The 15,849-nt window shown below is 44.5% G+C and carries 19 protein-coding genes and 1 tRNA gene; 17 read left to right on the top strand and 3 right to left on the bottom strand.

Translation table 11 applies throughout. The features are described 5' to 3' along the window. The first annotated feature begins 60 nt into the window (after positions 1-60). The 8 genes from WJU16_RS08305 to WJU16_RS08270 all read left to right on the top strand — a co-directional run bounded on the left by WJU16_RS08305 (position 61) and on the right by WJU16_RS08270 (position 7,449). Entirely contained in the window at positions 61-771 is a 711-nt protein-coding gene (locus WJU16_RS08305; RefSeq protein ID WP_341837855.1) for an FCD domain-containing protein, read from the top strand. A 72-nt stretch (positions 772-843) separates the two neighbouring features. Continuing rightward, positions 844-917 (top strand) — tRNA-Asp (locus WJU16_RS08300). A gap of 268 nt (positions 918-1,185) precedes the next feature. Then, positions 1,186-2,322 (top strand): hypothetical protein, encoded by a 1,137-nt coding sequence (locus tag WJU16_RS08295; protein ID WP_341837854.1) that lies wholly within the window; start codon positions 1,186-1,188, stop codon positions 2,320-2,322. Between the two features lie 169 nt (positions 2,323-2,491). After that, positions 2,492-4,906, top strand: a complete 2,415-nt coding sequence (locus tag WJU16_RS08290) for an ATP-binding protein (protein WP_341837853.1) — start codon at positions 2,492-2,494, stop codon at positions 4,904-4,906. 164 nt (positions 4,907-5,070) lie between these two features. Beyond that, positions 5,071-5,793, top strand: coding sequence for a hypothetical protein (locus tag WJU16_RS08285; RefSeq protein WP_341837852.1), 723 nt, complete (start codon positions 5,071-5,073; stop codon positions 5,791-5,793). Positions 5,794-5,883: 90 nt separating this feature from the next. Beyond that, positions 5,884-6,237, top strand: a complete 354-nt coding sequence (locus tag WJU16_RS08280; RefSeq protein ID WP_341837851.1) for a helix-turn-helix domain-containing protein — start codon at positions 5,884-5,886, stop codon at positions 6,235-6,237. A 107-nt stretch (positions 6,238-6,344) separates the two neighbouring features. Next, the gene (locus tag WJU16_RS08275) at positions 6,345-6,689 is read left to right on the top strand and encodes a plasmid mobilization protein (protein WP_341837850.1); all 345 of its coding nucleotides are present in this window, start codon (positions 6,345-6,347) and stop codon (positions 6,687-6,689) included. After that, the gene (locus WJU16_RS08270) at positions 6,679-7,449 is read left to right on the top strand and encodes a relaxase/mobilization nuclease domain-containing protein (RefSeq protein ID WP_341837849.1); all 771 of its coding nucleotides are present in this window, start codon (positions 6,679-6,681) and stop codon (positions 7,447-7,449) included. Before WJU16_RS08275 ends, WJU16_RS08270 begins: the two co-directional genes overlap by 11 nt. A 111-nt stretch (positions 7,450-7,560) precedes the next feature. Here WJU16_RS08270 and WJU16_RS08265 read toward each other — a convergent pair whose 3' ends face one another. Then, positions 7,561-7,785 (bottom strand): helix-turn-helix transcriptional regulator, encoded by a 225-nt coding sequence (locus WJU16_RS08265; protein ID WP_341837848.1) that lies wholly within the window; start codon positions 7,783-7,785, stop codon positions 7,561-7,563. A 342-nt stretch (positions 7,786-8,127) separates the two neighbouring features. Between WJU16_RS08265 and WJU16_RS08260 the strand changes: the two genes are divergently transcribed. The 3 genes from WJU16_RS08260 to WJU16_RS08250 all read left to right on the top strand — a co-directional run bounded on the left by WJU16_RS08260 (position 8,128) and on the right by WJU16_RS08250 (position 9,904). Continuing rightward, positions 8,128-8,448 carry a hypothetical protein gene (locus WJU16_RS08260; RefSeq protein WP_341837847.1) on the top strand — a complete coding sequence of 107 codons (321 nt, stop codon included), beginning with the start codon at positions 8,128-8,130 and terminating at the stop codon, positions 8,446-8,448. Then, entirely contained in the window at positions 8,429-8,872 is a 444-nt protein-coding gene (locus tag WJU16_RS08255; protein WP_341837846.1) for an antitoxin Xre/MbcA/ParS toxin-binding domain-containing protein, read from the top strand. Before WJU16_RS08260 ends, WJU16_RS08255 begins: the two co-directional genes overlap by 20 nt. A gap of 159 nt (positions 8,873-9,031) precedes the next feature. Then, positions 9,032-9,904 (top strand): DUF1963 domain-containing protein, encoded by an 873-nt coding sequence (locus WJU16_RS08250; protein ID WP_341837845.1) that lies wholly within the window; start codon positions 9,032-9,034, stop codon positions 9,902-9,904. A 36-nt stretch (positions 9,905-9,940) separates the two neighbouring features. On the opposite strand, the gene WJU16_RS08245 is transcribed toward WJU16_RS08250, so the two are convergent. Both WJU16_RS08245 and WJU16_RS08240 read right to left on the bottom strand, forming a co-directional pair. Continuing rightward, positions 9,941-11,263 carry a site-specific integrase gene (locus WJU16_RS08245; protein WP_341837844.1) on the bottom strand — a complete coding sequence of 441 codons (1,323 nt, stop codon included), beginning with the start codon at positions 11,261-11,263 and terminating at the stop codon, positions 9,941-9,943. A 492-nt stretch (positions 11,264-11,755) separates the two neighbouring features. Then, positions 11,756-12,556, bottom strand: coding sequence for a sulfite exporter TauE/SafE family protein (locus WJU16_RS08240; protein WP_341837843.1), 801 nt, complete (start codon positions 12,554-12,556; stop codon positions 11,756-11,758). 157 nt (positions 12,557-12,713) lie between these two features. Here WJU16_RS08240 and WJU16_RS08235 point away from each other — a divergent pair, with 157 nt between their 5' ends. The 6 genes from WJU16_RS08235 (at position 12,714) to WJU16_RS08210 (ending at position 15,832) form a co-directional block, all read left to right on the top strand. Then, on the top strand, positions 12,714-14,114 hold the full coding sequence (locus WJU16_RS08235; protein ID WP_341837842.1) for a rhodanese-like domain-containing protein: 1,401 nt from the start codon (positions 12,714-12,716) through the stop codon (positions 14,112-14,114). Positions 14,115-14,158: 44 nt separating this feature from the next. Continuing rightward, a complete protein-coding gene (locus tag WJU16_RS08230; RefSeq protein WP_341837841.1) occupies positions 14,159-14,452 on the top strand; it encodes a rhodanese-like domain-containing protein in 294 nt (97 codons plus the stop codon). A gap of 10 nt (positions 14,453-14,462) precedes the next feature. Then, complete coding sequence (locus tag WJU16_RS08225) at positions 14,463-14,669, top strand: hypothetical protein (RefSeq protein WP_341837840.1); 207 nt, start codon at positions 14,463-14,465, stop codon at positions 14,667-14,669. An 82-nt stretch (positions 14,670-14,751) separates the two neighbouring features. Next, a complete protein-coding gene (locus WJU16_RS08220; RefSeq protein ID WP_341837839.1) occupies positions 14,752-15,117 on the top strand; it encodes a YeeE/YedE thiosulfate transporter family protein in 366 nt (121 codons plus the stop codon). Positions 15,118-15,128: 11 nt separating this feature from the next. Continuing rightward, positions 15,129-15,311 carry a YeeE/YedE thiosulfate transporter family protein gene (locus tag WJU16_RS08215; protein ID WP_341838652.1) on the top strand — a complete coding sequence of 61 codons (183 nt, stop codon included), beginning with the start codon at positions 15,129-15,131 and terminating at the stop codon, positions 15,309-15,311. Continuing rightward, positions 15,224-15,832 (top strand): DUF6691 family protein, encoded by a 609-nt coding sequence (locus WJU16_RS08210; RefSeq protein ID WP_341837838.1) that lies wholly within the window; start codon positions 15,224-15,226, stop codon positions 15,830-15,832. The genes WJU16_RS08215 and WJU16_RS08210 overlap by 88 nt, the downstream gene beginning before the upstream one ends. Positions 15,833-15,849: the final 17 nt, after the last annotated feature.

Raw genomic sequence — 15,849 nt, 5'->3', positions numbered from 1 at the left:
ATTGATTTCCGTGGATTTACAACTGCATTGAGTATATTTGCGTTATAAGTAATACATATTATGGACCTCATCGATATTAAGGACAGTTTGAAGTCGGTAGATACCAGTTCGTTGGTGGACAAGGTGGAGGCTAATCTGGTGGCTTTGTTGCAGGAGCGCAAGCTGAAAGTGGGGGATTCCATCCCGACGGAACTGGAGCTGGCGGAAGCGCTGGGGGTTAGCAGAACGGTGGTGCGGGAAGCGCTGCTGCGCTTGCGGCTCATGGGTTTAATCGAGTCTAAAAAGAAGAAAGGGGCGGTGATTACCAGTCCGGATATCCTGGGGCTGTTGGGCAAAAGCATGAACCCCTACATTCTCAGTGAAGAGACGCTCCGCGATATATTTGAGATTCGCCTCGTATTGGAAATCGGGATGGCCGACCTGCTGTTTCAAAACCTCCAGCCGCAGGACATCGAAGACCTGAATAATATCGTGAACAGCGAGCCGGCAATCGTGGGAGAAAATCATATTTTCAATATCAGCCAGGAGATCGCATTCCACGGAAAACTATACGAGATCACCGGCAACGCCACCTTGAAGAAATTCCAGAAAATGTTGTTGCCCGTTTTTGATTATGTGCATCACAGCGGCCTGCTGCGAAAGCAATCCACCGTTCGTAATTTCGTCAGCCATAAGGGCCTGGTGGATATCCTGCAGAACGGCTCCCCGGAGCTGTTCCGCAACGCGATGCGCAACCACCTGGAAAATCATTTCGCCCGTCTTTTTGATTGATAGAAAATTTCCGCGCGAAAAATTGGTCAATTAAAAATTAAATCTTTTCTTTGCTGCCCCGAAAGGGGAAATGGATCGGTAGTTCAGTCGGTTAGAATGCCGCCCTGTCACGGCGGAGGTCGCGGGTTCGAGTCCCGTCCGGTCCGCACGATTTAGAAGAGACCCGCGCTTGGCGCGGGTTTTCTGTTTTTAGTCGAGTATTTAGTCGAGTTCCCTTTTGTTTTCAATGATCTTTACGGAGGTTAACAGCACATCTCAATTTACATAATTGAATTTAATTTTCTTCACTCCCTTTAGTTCTTCTCGCCCGTTAACAAGTGCTTAGCTGACTTACACGCTTAGAATATCTATTTTCCAAAATTTAAACTAACTTAAGGGTATACATACTAATTATCCCTTCCTAATTTGACAAGTATGGTAGTCGGAAACTATTACAAGTGCGTGAATTGTGATCATCAGTATCGTATTCGCTATAATATAGGAGGAAATTTTCCCCAATCTTCTTCTTTTTACTGCAAAACATGTGGTATTTCAATAACGTATGGCTACGATGGCAATAGGAAACTTGTACTAGATAATATCGAGGAAGTAGAAGAATCTAATACAGCCCAGGTTATAAACCTTCATCCCGAGTTATCCATTGATGAGTCAAAAGAATCCGATCCCACTTATTTCCCATCAATTGAATTTATGATAAAACAAAAAGGTCTTGAAGAACTCAAAGCCTTTAGACACGCACAAGTGAGTAATGTTGAATTTATTTCAAAATGGGATGAATGTAAGGAGGATTTCAGGCTATTGACTGAGGAGCGTTGGCCTCTATTAGAGAAAAAGTTTGGAACAGACAGAACAAAAATTAAGCGCATACTGCTAGATAAAGTGATTAGCGCTGCTGAAGTGTTTTTGGAAGGGAAATGGAAATCACTTATTGATGGATTCAGGAAGGAATTAGCCTTAGCGAAGGCTCACCCAAACTATCCGCAATTAAAAACTTTTTTGGAAGGGTACAGAGATGAATTTATGTTCCATAAGTTGTATGAAATAATGAATCAATATAGGTCGGTTGAATCGGAGTTGCTTTCGACGCTGCTAGAACAAAAAAGAGGCAATAAACCATCAGGACTTTCATCGTCAGCAAAATGGGAAAAAATCGAGAGGATTTATGGTGATTTTTATGAAGTATATGGAGATTTAGCGGTTATTCCTACTGTAATTAACAACCTTTTATCCAGAAATAATTATGATCAATTCGCTACCCCTGGCTTCACACTAAAGGCTTATTTGGAAACGGATAAGGCCAAAAGGTGTATCAACTTTGCTGGCAATGCCAACTTGGCAATTCTTGGTCAGTTCTATGATGCTTCACTGAGGAATGGCACTCATCACAAAACTGCGAAAATTAATAAAGCAAAACAGAAGATTGTACTTAAAACTGGTAAAGGCGGTAAGTCGGAGAAAGTTTGGTCATTTGTTGAATATATAGAGTTTTGTAACGAAATCTTTGCTCGTTGCTTAACTCTTTTAATTATTTATGATGAAGTTGTTGTTTAAAATGACGTTAGCCGCCTAATGCATATTTATGTTCAAGTATTAATAGGAGGTTAAGTTATTTTTGTGCATTTCCTGAATCATCAAAGTAACCATATCTATTGCAATTATTATTATTACACATTAATCCTGCTTCTGAATACTATTTTCATTAATTCGATGAATTAAAATTATGGCAAACGACTACAAAGACGAATTTTTACTACGGCTTCAAAAGAGTGAAATTTATGCTACGTTGAAAGCTAAGTGTAAGGACAAGGAACCAGAAGTAATTGCCTTAGTTGATAATGCCGTATCATATGCTTTTCAGCGAACGAAGACAATCATCAAACACATGGGTGAGTTTACACTCCATGATGGAGATCACCTTTTCAGGGTTTTAAATCTGATGGAAAAACTGCTCCCTGCCCAAACTATACGGAATTTTTCAACTCCGGAATTAATGCTTTTAGTTTTGTGTGCATTCTTTCACGATATTGGTATGGCTCCTGATGAAAGGCAGGTATTGGCCTGGAGGAGAATTTGGGATAGTGAGCCCGAGATAGACGAGGAGGATAGGAATAGCTATAATGATTTTTATCGATTCTATTCAGCAAGACCGGAACAACGAGAAATAATCGAACGCAACATTAATCGAGGAAAGGTAGCAAATGCTGATACTATAAAGGCTTATTTAATAACAGAATTTATCCGGCAAACTCATGCGGACAGGGCAAGAGAAATAATTGAAAAAGACTGGAATGGGAAAATTGTTTATCGTGATACCGACCTTACAGTTGAATTCGCTCAAATTTGCTACGGACACAATGAAGATGCGTTAAATCTTCTTGATCTTGAAAAGAATTATTTATGTGCTGAAAATGCATTTGCTTGCTTACCACTGATTGGAGTGATTTTACGGTTAGCCGATATTTTAGATTTTGATGCGAAGCGAACACCATCTATTTTGTATTCCCATCTGTATGTAAGAGATCCAATATCTTTGAAAGAGTGGAATAAGCATCGCGCTGTTGAGGCGTGGGAAATTAGTTCAGAATTGATTCAGTTTAACGCTAAATGTACTCACCCTGCTATTGAGGCGTCAATACACCAGTTTTGCGATATTATTGATCATGAGTTAAGCATGTGTAATAACGTTGCCTCTTCTCTTAATGAGTTTAATAAATCTAAAAACCGAGATATCGCTGTTAAGTTTCCATTTAAAGTAAACCGGGATAAAATAACAACAAAAAAGAATATTCATAATCAACCACTATATTTATATCGAGATACCCAGTTTAATTTAAGTAAGCGTCAAGTTATTGATCTTCTTATGGGTACAAAGCTATACGGCAATCCAGAAGTGGCACTCAGGGAACTGTTGCAAAATTCTATTGATGCTTGCCTGTTAAGACAAGCTCAGGAAAGAAAATGGGGAAACCCATACAACCCTGAAATCTATGTCAAGTACTATTTAGAGGGAACTGATAATGTTCTTGAAATTATTGATAATGGTACTGGAATGGATCAACATATAATTGACAATTATTATTCAAGAGTAGGATCTTCGTTTTACAAGTCAACTGAATTTTTTAATTTAAAATCTGAGTCAAATGCAGATTTTACACCTACCTCAAGATTTGGGATCGGCATTTTATCCTGTTTCATGGTCGCGGACACTTTGATCGTTGATACTAAAAGAGTTTATGCCAAACATAAGTCAAGTGATGCTCTAAATATCACAGTCGAAGGACAAGAAAGCATTTTTTGGATTAGGGACGGTAGGCGAGAATTGCCAGGGACAACCACAAAACTCGTTCTGAGAAAAGCTCGGAATCCATGGCAAAATATGACGGAAGAAGTATTCATAAAGTCTGTAGAAAATGTGATTCCAAATCCACCTTTCAGGATCAATATACATACTACATCACATCAACAAGTAAGAGACGAGAACAGTTTTAAAAGTGTTAAGACTACGTCACTTAAAGATTATTCATGGGACTACAACGAGAATATTAAGATAATCGAAATTCCATTGGACGGAAAGGAAGACGGCATCATTGGTTCCGCATCAATTGCGATTTTAGAACGTCACGGTATGCCAGTTGAAAACATTGACTTGACTTCAATTGACATAACAGTTGAAAATGAGAATTACACCCTTGAAAAAAAACTTTGGGTTTCAACGAATTCTATAACACAAGAATCCAATTCGATAACTATTAATGATGATGGTGGAATAAAAAAGGACAGTTCAACAAGAGAATTGACAATATCTAAGTCTAGAATATCATTACATGGAATTGAGGTGCCGTCATCACTTTTCCCTGAATCATGGAGAAGAACCGCAAATCAAGTCAAAATATCCTTTCCTTTTCCAATGATTTTAATTGTTGACGTATGCGGCAAGAGAGATTTAGACTTAAACTCTCCCCGCACAGAAATAATAATTAGTGAAAAGTGGTTTAACTTTGAGGAACAGCTTGCAGTTGTAATTTGCAGCGGACTTTCAAAATTAGTAACAAAAGAGTACTGGACAGCGCTTAAGAAAATTTTTGAAAGATCAACAAATGAGGTTTTTTTGAATGCATTGAAAAAGGTTAAATAGAAATTTTTCATTCAGAGTATTTGAGAAACAAAGAACTATTAAATGCGGAAGTTGTTACATGGAATGCATATAATGGATTATTGTTATTTGGACTGCTAAAATATTCAGTTTTCAATAATATGATTTCTATGAAGTTCGACTAATTTGATATAAATCAATAGGATATGGATTTACTTCATTTTCAGCGATTGAAATCTTTCATCTTATTTGAACAACCGGCGGATTACGAATATATAACCCTTCAATTCCGCCGAACCCATGAAAAGCATCAGGAACATTTTGATTGTTGGCCGATAGCTGCAACTCGGCGGAAATTAGTCAACGACTTTTGGTTTTGGGCCTTGGGTCATTATGCGGCTTTGGTTGCTATTTGTGGAGTTGCATTCCTGGTAATACTGGCCGCCTTTAACTTATCATACCTTCTCATAGTTCTAGTCGTTGGGATTTTACTTTATTTGCCTTTATATATCCTATTATACCGCCCAGCCTTTACCAATGATTTTTTACCTAAACTGGAAACTGTGATAGCCGAATTCGAAGGGAATCAGCGGATATGGGCGGAGAAGTGCAAGCAGGAGCAGCTTTCCACCCGAGGGCTTGTATTGCTTTACTATATTTTGGATAAATGCGCTGAAATCAATTTTCTGACCCCAAGTGATAAATCCGCAAGCCTGATGCTCAAAATTTTCGGTGTCAGCCAGAAGGGCTTAAAGAATGAACTTGATCTTCTGTTTAAGAAGGAAAAGCGGGCAAAAATTGAGCAGAGAAAGCAAACCGAGATTACGAAGAGCTTCGAGGAAGTGTATGCCATATTGGAGGAGATGCAGTTTCCGAAAGGCGTCAAAATGCTTAAAGAGCTGGAAATCCGTTATAATCGATCTGCATAACTTTATTTTCACCGTTCTAACCAAATATAAGTATACTTAACCCGATTCCGGGCCCCCTAACCCCATATTTACAGCCTAAATCTGTAAACTATGGAAAGTGCGAAGAATGAAATGCCCATCACGCCAATGCTGTTTCCTTTGGAACCGGATGTATTCTGGCAAAAGTTGCGCTTGCTGGTGCGGGAGGAAGTCGGCCGGTTGGAAGCACAACCTGCGGCGGGCGGCTCCACGTTTGTTACCCCCGGCCTTACCTACAAACCCCTACTAAAGATTGCCGAGGTATGCCAGCTATTTCAAGTTACCCGCCCCACCATCTACGATTGGATCAAGTGTGGCAAGCTGAAGCGGTATAAAGTCCGGTCGCGGGCTTATTTCCTCTGGAACGACATTCAGCAATTGCTCTACCCGGATGGTTCGTCAGGGCAGTCATCTCCTGTCATTTGATTTTGTATTAGCGAGCGGTGTTTTTGCTTCGCAAAAACTCGCTCGCTTTTGCTCCCGCTGGTCGCAAAAGGTTGCCCGCCAGCGGGCAACTTGTAATTTTTTGGCTTATGTGTGCAAAGAAAGGTGGGCGTCCTCCCAGCCCAAAGAAACGCCAGCACCAGGTCGGCATCAGGTTGAACGCGGAAGAACTGGCCCAGATAAAGGAGCAGGCAGCCAAGGCCGGGCTAAAACTAATGCCCTACATGCGGGGAATTATCCTCCGGGGGAAGGTGATCGCGCGGCTGGATGAGGACGGCCGCCAGTACCGGCAGGCCCTAATCGGGATGGCGAACAACATTAACCAGATGGCAAAAATATGCAACGCTACCGGCTATATTGACGCCTGTAAAGGCTTCTATCACACCTATCAGGAGTTAGCCTCTATCCTTAAAAAGTTAAGTAGTGATAAGTAAGGTAATTACCGGAAAATCCTTCGCGGGATGCTGCCGGTACGTATGCAGGAAGGAAGACCATGTGAAGATCCTCCACGTCAATTGCGTAAGGGAAGCCAACCCCAAGGATATGGCTGCTGACTTTGAAGACAATCGCCGCAGGCTTCACAATAAGCACCGCGCTGTCTTTCATGGGATATTGAGTTTTCACCCATCGGAGAGGGTTACAGAATCCCTGATGACCTTAATAGCATGCCAATACCTTGACCGCCTTAAAATTACTGATACCCAGTTTGCCATCGTCAAGCATTCTGACAAGGCCCACCAGCACCTGCATATAATTGCCAATTTGGTAAACATGAAGGGAAAAGCTATTTCGGATAGCTGGCTAGGGCTTCGCGGGAAAAAGGTTGCCCAGGCGCTTACCTTGGAACACGGACTGAAAGTAGCCCAAGGACGTACCCCGAAGCTAACACCTCCGGCGCGTGGAAGTGAGGAAGCCGTGAAAGAGGAAATCTTTTCCGCCATAGCGACCGCGCTGGTGCTATGCAAGAGTTTCGTGCATCTGGAAAATGTTCTGGCTCATAGCCGGATAGATATCATGTATAAACGGAACGGGAAAGGCGAAGTGACCGGGATCAGCTTCAGGAAAGGGAAGTATGCATTCAAGGGAAGCGATATCCACCGGAATTTCTCATTTGCGGGGTTTCAGAAGCGATTCAACGGGGAGCGGGTCGATTTGGCCCGGAGGGTAAAGAGGAGCCGCGGATTGGGCCTATGAGGAAGAAATTTGTTCGCCTGCCGCGGGCTTGCGCCCTTTAGGCAAGGGCCAGTCGGCATTAGTTCAGGTCATCGGCGTTTGATCGGCCCTTGCCCAAAGGGCGCGACTTGCCTACTTTTTGCCAGTGAGCGTGTTCATGTCAACTTCCAGCGCCTCCGCCAGCTTTATGAGGGTGGTCAGCGTGGGATTGGTTTCCCCGGCCTCCAGCCTGCCGACCGAGCTATGTGAAATCTCCGCCTTGTAGGCGAACTCGCGGGTGCTAAGTTTCTTTGCCGTCCGCAGTTTCTGCAGGCGCGCGCCAAACTCAATCAGGAATTTATCGTCGGAATTGGGCATAATTCCCGGAAATTCCGACACTTCCCAAAAAATAATGTACCCAAGTATGGGTACAGTGAATTATTTCACCTATATTGCATACAGAATTAATAGCCGTCCACCTTATACAAGCGGGCGGGAAATCATTAATTTTGTTGCTTTCAAGTAATTGAGGCAATCGCTTTTGATTCTAGTCCAGGGTCTGGAAAACTAAGGATACTAGAGACAAGGGTGGTGCTCACGCTACGGCGTGGGTGCTCGCTTACGTCATCCGGTATTCCAGACCCTGGGGCGGCAAGTAGAGGCTCACGCTTTTTTTATTTCCTCCCCCGCCTGCCGCCTTCACCGTATAAAACAACCACTATGGCGAAGCAAGCGAAGTTCCGTTACAATCTCCCTAAAGTCGTTGCCGTCCTCAACCTGATCGGTGACATATTTCAAACCCGGATTTGCATTGAATGCGGATGGGAGGAAGATACCCTCGATTTCTACATGAAACACCCGGAGCTAATCTCCCGTTCCGACAGGGCAAAGATTAACCAAATCCTGAAAGAGCATCTTTCCAACCTTGCGCAAAATCCTCCACAAATTCCCGCGCGGAAGCCTTTTCCCGTTCACCTCACCCGTTCCGTCAATTCAAAAACCAACCATAAACCCATTTATCATGGAACAGAACCAACCTGATACGCTGGAACTCCACGCCCTGCAAACGTTCGGGCAAATCAAACAATTACATCCGTTAACCTTCGAGAGAGCGGCGGAAATCATTCAATCCGGCCTTACCATCAATATGGTAGAAGATTTCCTGATTGTAACTGAAATGGATATTACTGATTTGTGCTTTGTCCTGAATATTACCGGCGATGGCTTCCGGGAATGGAGGGATGCAAGGATTTTCCCGGTAGAGGCCAGTAATACGATTTTACAGTTGGCTGATATCTATGCCTTCGGGTACGACTTATTCGGCCAAAGGAGAACGTTTAACGGCTGGATGAAGGAGTGCAATCAGTCGCTGGGAGACATCCCTCCATTTTCACTTCTATGCAACGCCCACGGATTGAAGGAAGTATTGTCCGTATTAAAGCGGATCGATCACTTTATGCTGTAGCCATTTTCTTTATATCGTATATATACTTTTCCATGGAGGGGGGCAATCTTGCCCCCTTAGTTTTAGGTAGAGAGGGATTAAATAATTTCTAAATATTTGTTCGTGGATTCCTAAATTTACTTTTCGAAACAACTATACCAAACACCTGAAATCCCTTCAATGCCCTTCTTTAAAAACCTTTTTGGAAAAAGCAATAATCATAAAAAGCAGGATCCCTTAGCCGACATCGAGGTTGTTTCTGGCTTTATTATCCCTCAGGCATTTGTCGACCATTGGCACGAAATAAAGAAAACCGAGAAGGAATTTATTTCGATAAATGCAACTCCCTCAGATAATTTAACGCTTCAGCAAAGCAAATTCGGTCATTATCCGTGTATACCTAAAGGTTTTCCCTATCCATTAGACAGGCTCGGTAATTATATGTTTCCATTGGCCCAAATAAACTGTAGCGAGCTACCGCCGCAATCCGTTTTGCCTGAATCGGGGTATTTGCAGTTTTATATTGGTGGGGGTGATTCCTATACGTACGGCTTGGAGTTGGATAACGGAACCGAAAGTGATTTCAAAGTATTATTCTTTACAGAGCGGCAAGTTGAAAAGCCTGAGGATGATATGTCATTTCTCGATGAGGTGTTAAAAAATAGTAATTCACCCGTTTTTGAACCGCATGAACTTAGATTTCAGCTAAAACATGAGTATGTTGGATATGGTGACTATGAGAGCCGATTTATGTCTGAATTTGATCTGGAGAGTATCATCAGTAAATACCCCACACTCAAGGAAACGTTAGAAGAAAAGGCTCAAAATATATTTACGCCGTTTGGACATAAACTTGGTGGTTACGCATATTTTACTCAAACTGATCCACGGGAGTATGATAATTCAATTAGGGATTTCAAGTTATTATTCCAGATGGATTCAGACGATCGCATAATGTGGGGAGATTTGGGAGTGGGAAACTTTTTTATACATCCCGATGACTTGGCTAAACGTGATTTTTCCACAGTGTTCTATACATGGGACTGTTCGTGAGAAAAGCGGGAAAGGAGTATCCTTCCCCGCTTTTAATCAAGCATCGATTATTTCGCCGCGCTCTAGCCATATTGCCTTGATTTTTTGCCCTGCTTCCTCCGGCGTGATCCGGATATACCGATAAAAATCCCGGAGGCTCTTGTGGCCGCTTATCCGCATAATCAATTCAACCGGCGTACCCGCCAAAAACTCATTCGTACAGAATGATCGGCGGCAGGTATGGGAAGTTACCCAGCCCCATTTCGGGCGAACCGTCACTATATCCTTGTTTCCTTTCTTATGAGTGAACCGCACCGGCTCCACGATCCCCGCCAGCTTCGCTACTTCCTTTATCAGCCGGTTAAACATCACGTTACTGAAAACCGGAACTCCCTCCCGGAACCGTTCCACAAATATTTCTTCCGCCTGTTTCCGTAGCGGCACCACCACCCAATGATCCGACTTCTCCTGTTTCTTATGTAGCATCCCTTTCCGTATGTCGCTACCCTTCAGTGAGGTGAAATCCGAGAAACGTAGCCCCGTAAGGCACCCCAAAACGAACAAATCCCGGCAGGGGGCCAGGTCTGGCCGGTCAGCCAAGTCTAGCCCGTAAATGTGCATGATCTCCGCCGAGGTGAGGTAAATAGCGTCTGCATCCTCGTCCAGTATCTTGAAATCCGATAGGTCAATGGGAGGGATGATCTTCCGGCGCATCCGGTCGCGGAGGAACAGGCGGAGGTGTTTCACGGTTTTGCCAATGGAAGCTAGCCGCAGCCCCTTTGTAGGGATTTTCCGGCGGGGTTGGATGTACTCGTAGGTCAGGAAGTCCACGAACCCCTCGTAAAACGAGTAATCGAAGCTATCAAAGGTGATCGGGGCTTCCCGGTAAGTCTCGTAAGCCAGTACATGCTCCTTCATGGTCTTGAACACGTTGATAGTAGCCGGAGACACCTTCCCGGTCTTGCATTGGATATAATGCTCGATCTGGAAATAGATATCGAGGTTGATACCGGGATTGGTTTTCGCCGCCAGCTCCGCCGCCTCAAATAGACCGGAAGGATCAAAGTCCGGACGGAAGGTCTGTTTCAGGAATGCGCCTACATCCGGAATCTTCTCTTTCACCGCATAGGAAATAATGTCCTCTACCATCCGCAGCAGGGAGGCCAGCCGCGCGCCCAGGTCAGCGGCCCTTCCGTATCGGGCCGGTAGGTCAGGCATAACCCGGAGGAATTTCCGGTTCCAAAATTTGGGAGGGATGGCGATTTCCGTATTCAGCAGCACCTTTTTATTGTCGGCGCCGCAATACTGGATGAAGATCAGCCCCGTGCCATCCCGGCGTACCTTGTTCTTTGGGCAGATCGGTTTGATTGGTAACAACATAGTTTAGTCGATTTTTTAGTCGAGTTCAATGTTGTCAACCTCAATAAAGGTACTATGAAAGAAAAGAGAACGGTGTTATAGAATGTTGAAAATCAACACCGTAACGGTAGCTTATGTAAACCGCTGCATACTTCGATTTGATACCCGTAGTCCCGTCCGGTCCGCAGAAGGGGACAAATCATCTAAAAAGTGATTGTCCCCTTTTTCGTTTTTAGTCAATTCCCTCTGCAGCTGCGCGATTCGGACGAAAAGCGGATTGATATTTTCGGTTCGATAGCCGAACAATGTATCAATAAGAGAAGTGCGATAATCGCCTCCATCCCGCAAATCTTCTCCGACACCCCTGCTTGGCGCTGATTTTATTTATTAAGTCGAGTTTCCTTTTGTTTTCAATGATCCTGAAGTTGTCTGACTGCTGCCTGGATTATCGCTTAATAGATAAAATAATGCTGCATATTCAACGGTTGCCTTGTACGGAAAAATTTAACAGGATTACGATAATCCCGACATTTCCCGGATTAAAATGTAAATCCCCATCACCAGTACAAACCATCCAAATGTTTTTTTCAGCTTTCCTGCCGGGATCAACTGGTTGAGGTAGCTTCCCACCAGAATGCCTGCTATCGCCAAACCGGTTATGGTAAGTAGAAAACGCCAGTCGATATTACCTGCATGTACATCTCCTGCAAATCCAATCAGCGAGTTCAGCGCTATCACGAGCAGGGAGGTGCCAACCGCTTCTTTCATCGGCAAATGCAATAGCAGCACCAATGCAGGAATTAGCAGAAAGCCACCTCCAGCACCCAATAACCCGGTTACCAAACCAATGCCCGTCCCATACAGGACGAGCTTAAAAATATTTGTATGACCGGAGTCGAATTTAGTCTTGGCAGCCTTCCTTTGTTTCCGTACCATGAAAACGGACGAAATCAACATCAGTACGGCGAATAACACCATAGTAAGCCAATCCTCCGTAACCTGAAATCCATGAATATCGGCTATGTGCTCAGGAATATGCGGCACCAGCCATTTCCGGGTGAGAAAAACAGTGATCATGGAAGTTGCCGCAAACAATAATGCCATCCTGACGTTTACTGCTCCCTGCCTGTATTGTTTGGCGGCACCTACCAGGCTGGTGGAACCTACTACGAACAATGAATATGAAATCGCAGTCACAGGAGACAACCCAAAAAAATATACCATCACCGGCATCGTCAATATTGATCCGCCTCCGCCTATCAGTCCCAAAGACATACCGATCAGCAAAGAGGCTATGTACCCAATCCATTCCATGTAATGATGTTTTTTGCAAAGTTGACAATCATCGCACTTTTCGTCAGTGACCCAAGTCACCACGCCCCATACCGGTATTGATGCCCGGTGTGTGACACATATCACCGACGGTAAAAGAATGGTGTTCGATCTTTGTGGAAACAAAAAATAATTGACGATGTATTTTCAACATATTTATGATCGGGGCCTCGCACAGGGGAGCTACTTCATCGGTTGTCAGAAGGCTGGTATCGCCGCGGTAATCGACCCTAAAAGGGATGTAGACACTTACATACAAATCGCACAGGAGCAGAAAATGAAAATCACCCATGTTATGGAAACGCATATCCATGCCGATTTCCTCTCTGGAGCGAGAGAATTGTCTGCACTCACCGGTGCGGACCTGTATCTGTCCGATGAAGGCGGACCTGACTGGCAATATGAGTTTGATCACATTGGGCTGAAAGACGGCAGCAGGATTCAATTGGGAAACCTCACATTTGACGTACTGCATACACCCGGACATACCCCGGAAAGCATTAGCTTCCTGCTAACCGATCATCCGGCAAGTGAAGCGCCCGTCATGTTGTTTACCGGGGACTTCGTATTTGTAGGAGATATCGGCCGGCCCGATCTTTTAGAAAAGGCCGCCGGTCTTAAAGGGACGCAGGAGGCGGGAGCGCACCAGATGTTCGCTTCGCTTAAAAAATTCAGTGCCTTACCACCTTTCGTTCAGGTATGGCCCGGCCATGGAGCCGGCTCTGCCTGCGGCAAGGCGCTGGGAACAGTGCCTTCCACCACTACCGGATATGAAATTGTAAGAAACTGGGCATTCCGGTTTGAAGAAGATGAAGCAGGTTTCGTCCGGTATCTGTTGGCGGACCAACCCGAGCCACCCCGTTATTTTGCGAAGATGAAGCAACTCAACAAGGTGTCCCGGCCATTGCTGACGAAGGTGCCGGAGATCAGGGAATTAAATTATACAGAACTGAAATCCGCGCGCGAAAAAGGATATATAGTAATCGATACCCGGAATAAGTCTGAGTTCGCCAAAGGATATATCCCGGGCAGTATCAATATCCAGCACAATAATTCCTTCAATACATGGGCTGGCTGGCTGTTGGATTATGATACGCCGTTTGTATTAATTGCTGCGCCCCACGAGTTGGATGATCTGACCCGTAAATTGATGCGTATTGGGCTGGATAACATATATGGTTATATACCTTCCCTGGAAATCTGGCAGCAGGCGGGTGAGCGGCTCGATCACGCACAGTTAATATCGTTGCATGAATTTGAAAGCCTGTATGAACAAAACGGAATACAGGTGGTTGACCTGCGGGGAGCAACCGAATATAATGCCGGGCACATTCCGCAGGCTGAACATGTTTTTGTCGGCAATCTGTTGAATAATCTCGACAAAATCAGCAAGGATAAGAAAGTAATTATTCATTGTCAGGGAGGTGACCGGTCATCTATCGGGTATTCCCTGCTGGCAAAAAAAGGCTACACGAACATCCTGAATTTCGCATCAGGTATGCATAAATGGATAGAAGCAGGAAAACCTGTAGCCCAATAAAACCCATTTAAAAATCATTTATCAACATGTTTATAGTTAAAATTATGAAAATAGCAGAGTTAATAGACGATACAACAATTTTCGTCGACGTCAGAACACCGGATGAATACCAGGAAGGCCATATTCCGGGTGCCCTCAATATTCCGCTCCCTGATATTTTCAACAGAAAGCAGGAGATACGCGGCCTCGGTGAAAAGCCGGTAATATTTTATTGCAGAAGCGGCAGCCGGAGTGGAATGGCTGTTTCTCAATTACAAAAAGAGGGTTATAAAGAAATCTACAACGGCGGCGGTATAGCGGCATTGCAGTCTGCCTTGTTGGAAAAAGGAAACCATTAAAGCACTATCAATGAAAAATTTATTCCAATTAAAGAACTGGACAATTATGCGGTTCGTCAGGTTGGCGGTCGGTTTGGCTGCGGTGATTTATGCTATTGTCGACCAGCAATTGCTGCTGGGTGTTGCAGGCGTGATGCTCATGTTGATGGGTATTTTTAACGCAGGCTGTTGCAGCGGTGCGTCGTGCCCGGTGAGAGGCCGGTCGCGTTGCCGCTGATGTGCCGGGCTGCCGGTCAGTGATTCAGGTCACCGACGGCGCCTCATTTACCCATTAACTTGCAAAATAAACACAATAAATAATGCATGTCTTACAACAACCCTGGCCATGGTATATTGCTGGAGCCTTGATCGGGCTTATCGTACCGGCGCTATTGATACTGGGCAACAAACATTTTGGTATTTCCGCCAATCTCCGCCATGCATGCGCGGCCTGTTTCCCTTCCGGTATCAAGTTTTTTCAATATGATTGGAGAAAGGAAATATGGAATTTCTTCTTTGTGGGAGGGATCATCGTGGGGGCCATTATAGCTGCTCAGTTGATTCCCAACATCAGTCCGGTCGAAATCCATCCCGCGCTCGCCAGTGAACTGGCTGGTTACGGGATATCAGATCACACGGGCCTGCTGCCGGCAGAACTTTTTCCTTCGGGAGCCTTTTCAGTTTGAGGGGGCTGATTATGCTGGTAGGGGGCGGATTCCTGGTAGGATTCGGTACGCGATATGCCGGCGGTTGCACATCCGGGCATTCTATAATGGGATTGAGTAATCTTCAATGGCCCTCGTTAGTTGCCACGATCATGTTCATGGCTGGCGGTTTTATCATGGCAAATCTGATCTTGCCTTTCATCCTTCAATTGTAAAATTAGAAAACATGGATTCAACTACATATAAGACAGCGCAGCAAAGCGACATGGAAATACGTTCACAGGATACGATTTGCATTAACGAATCCCAAAAAGTGCATCCCTGGTGGTATAATCTTAAATACCTTGCAGTGGGAATACTGTTTGGTGTCGTTTTCGTAAAGGCTGAAATCATCAGCTGGTTCCGTATCCAGGAGATGTTCAGGATGCAAAGCTTTCATATGTACGGGGTTATCGGTACGGCCATTGTGGTCGGTGCCATTTCCGTTTGGCTGATCAAAAAATTAAAAATAAAAACGATTCATGGAGAGCAGATCGAATTTCATCCCAAGAAATTCAATAAAGGGCAGATCTATGGAGGATTCATTTTCGGTTTGGGATGGGCGCTCACCGGCGCATGCCCCGGGCCTTTGTTCGCCCAGATCGGAACCGGGGCCCTGGTTGTGGCGGTAGTCCTGCTGAGCGCTATCGCCGGCACATGGACGTACGGATATTTTAGGGAGAAACTACCGCACTGAGGTGACCGGGGAAATCG

It is taken from the genome of Chitinophaga pollutisoli (assembly GCF_038396755.1).
Lineage (GTDB): Bacteria > Bacteroidota > Bacteroidia > Chitinophagales > Chitinophagaceae > Chitinophaga > Chitinophaga pollutisoli.
Note: the sequence above shows the minus strand (reverse complement) of the source record. Positions and strands in the feature narration are given on the sequence as shown.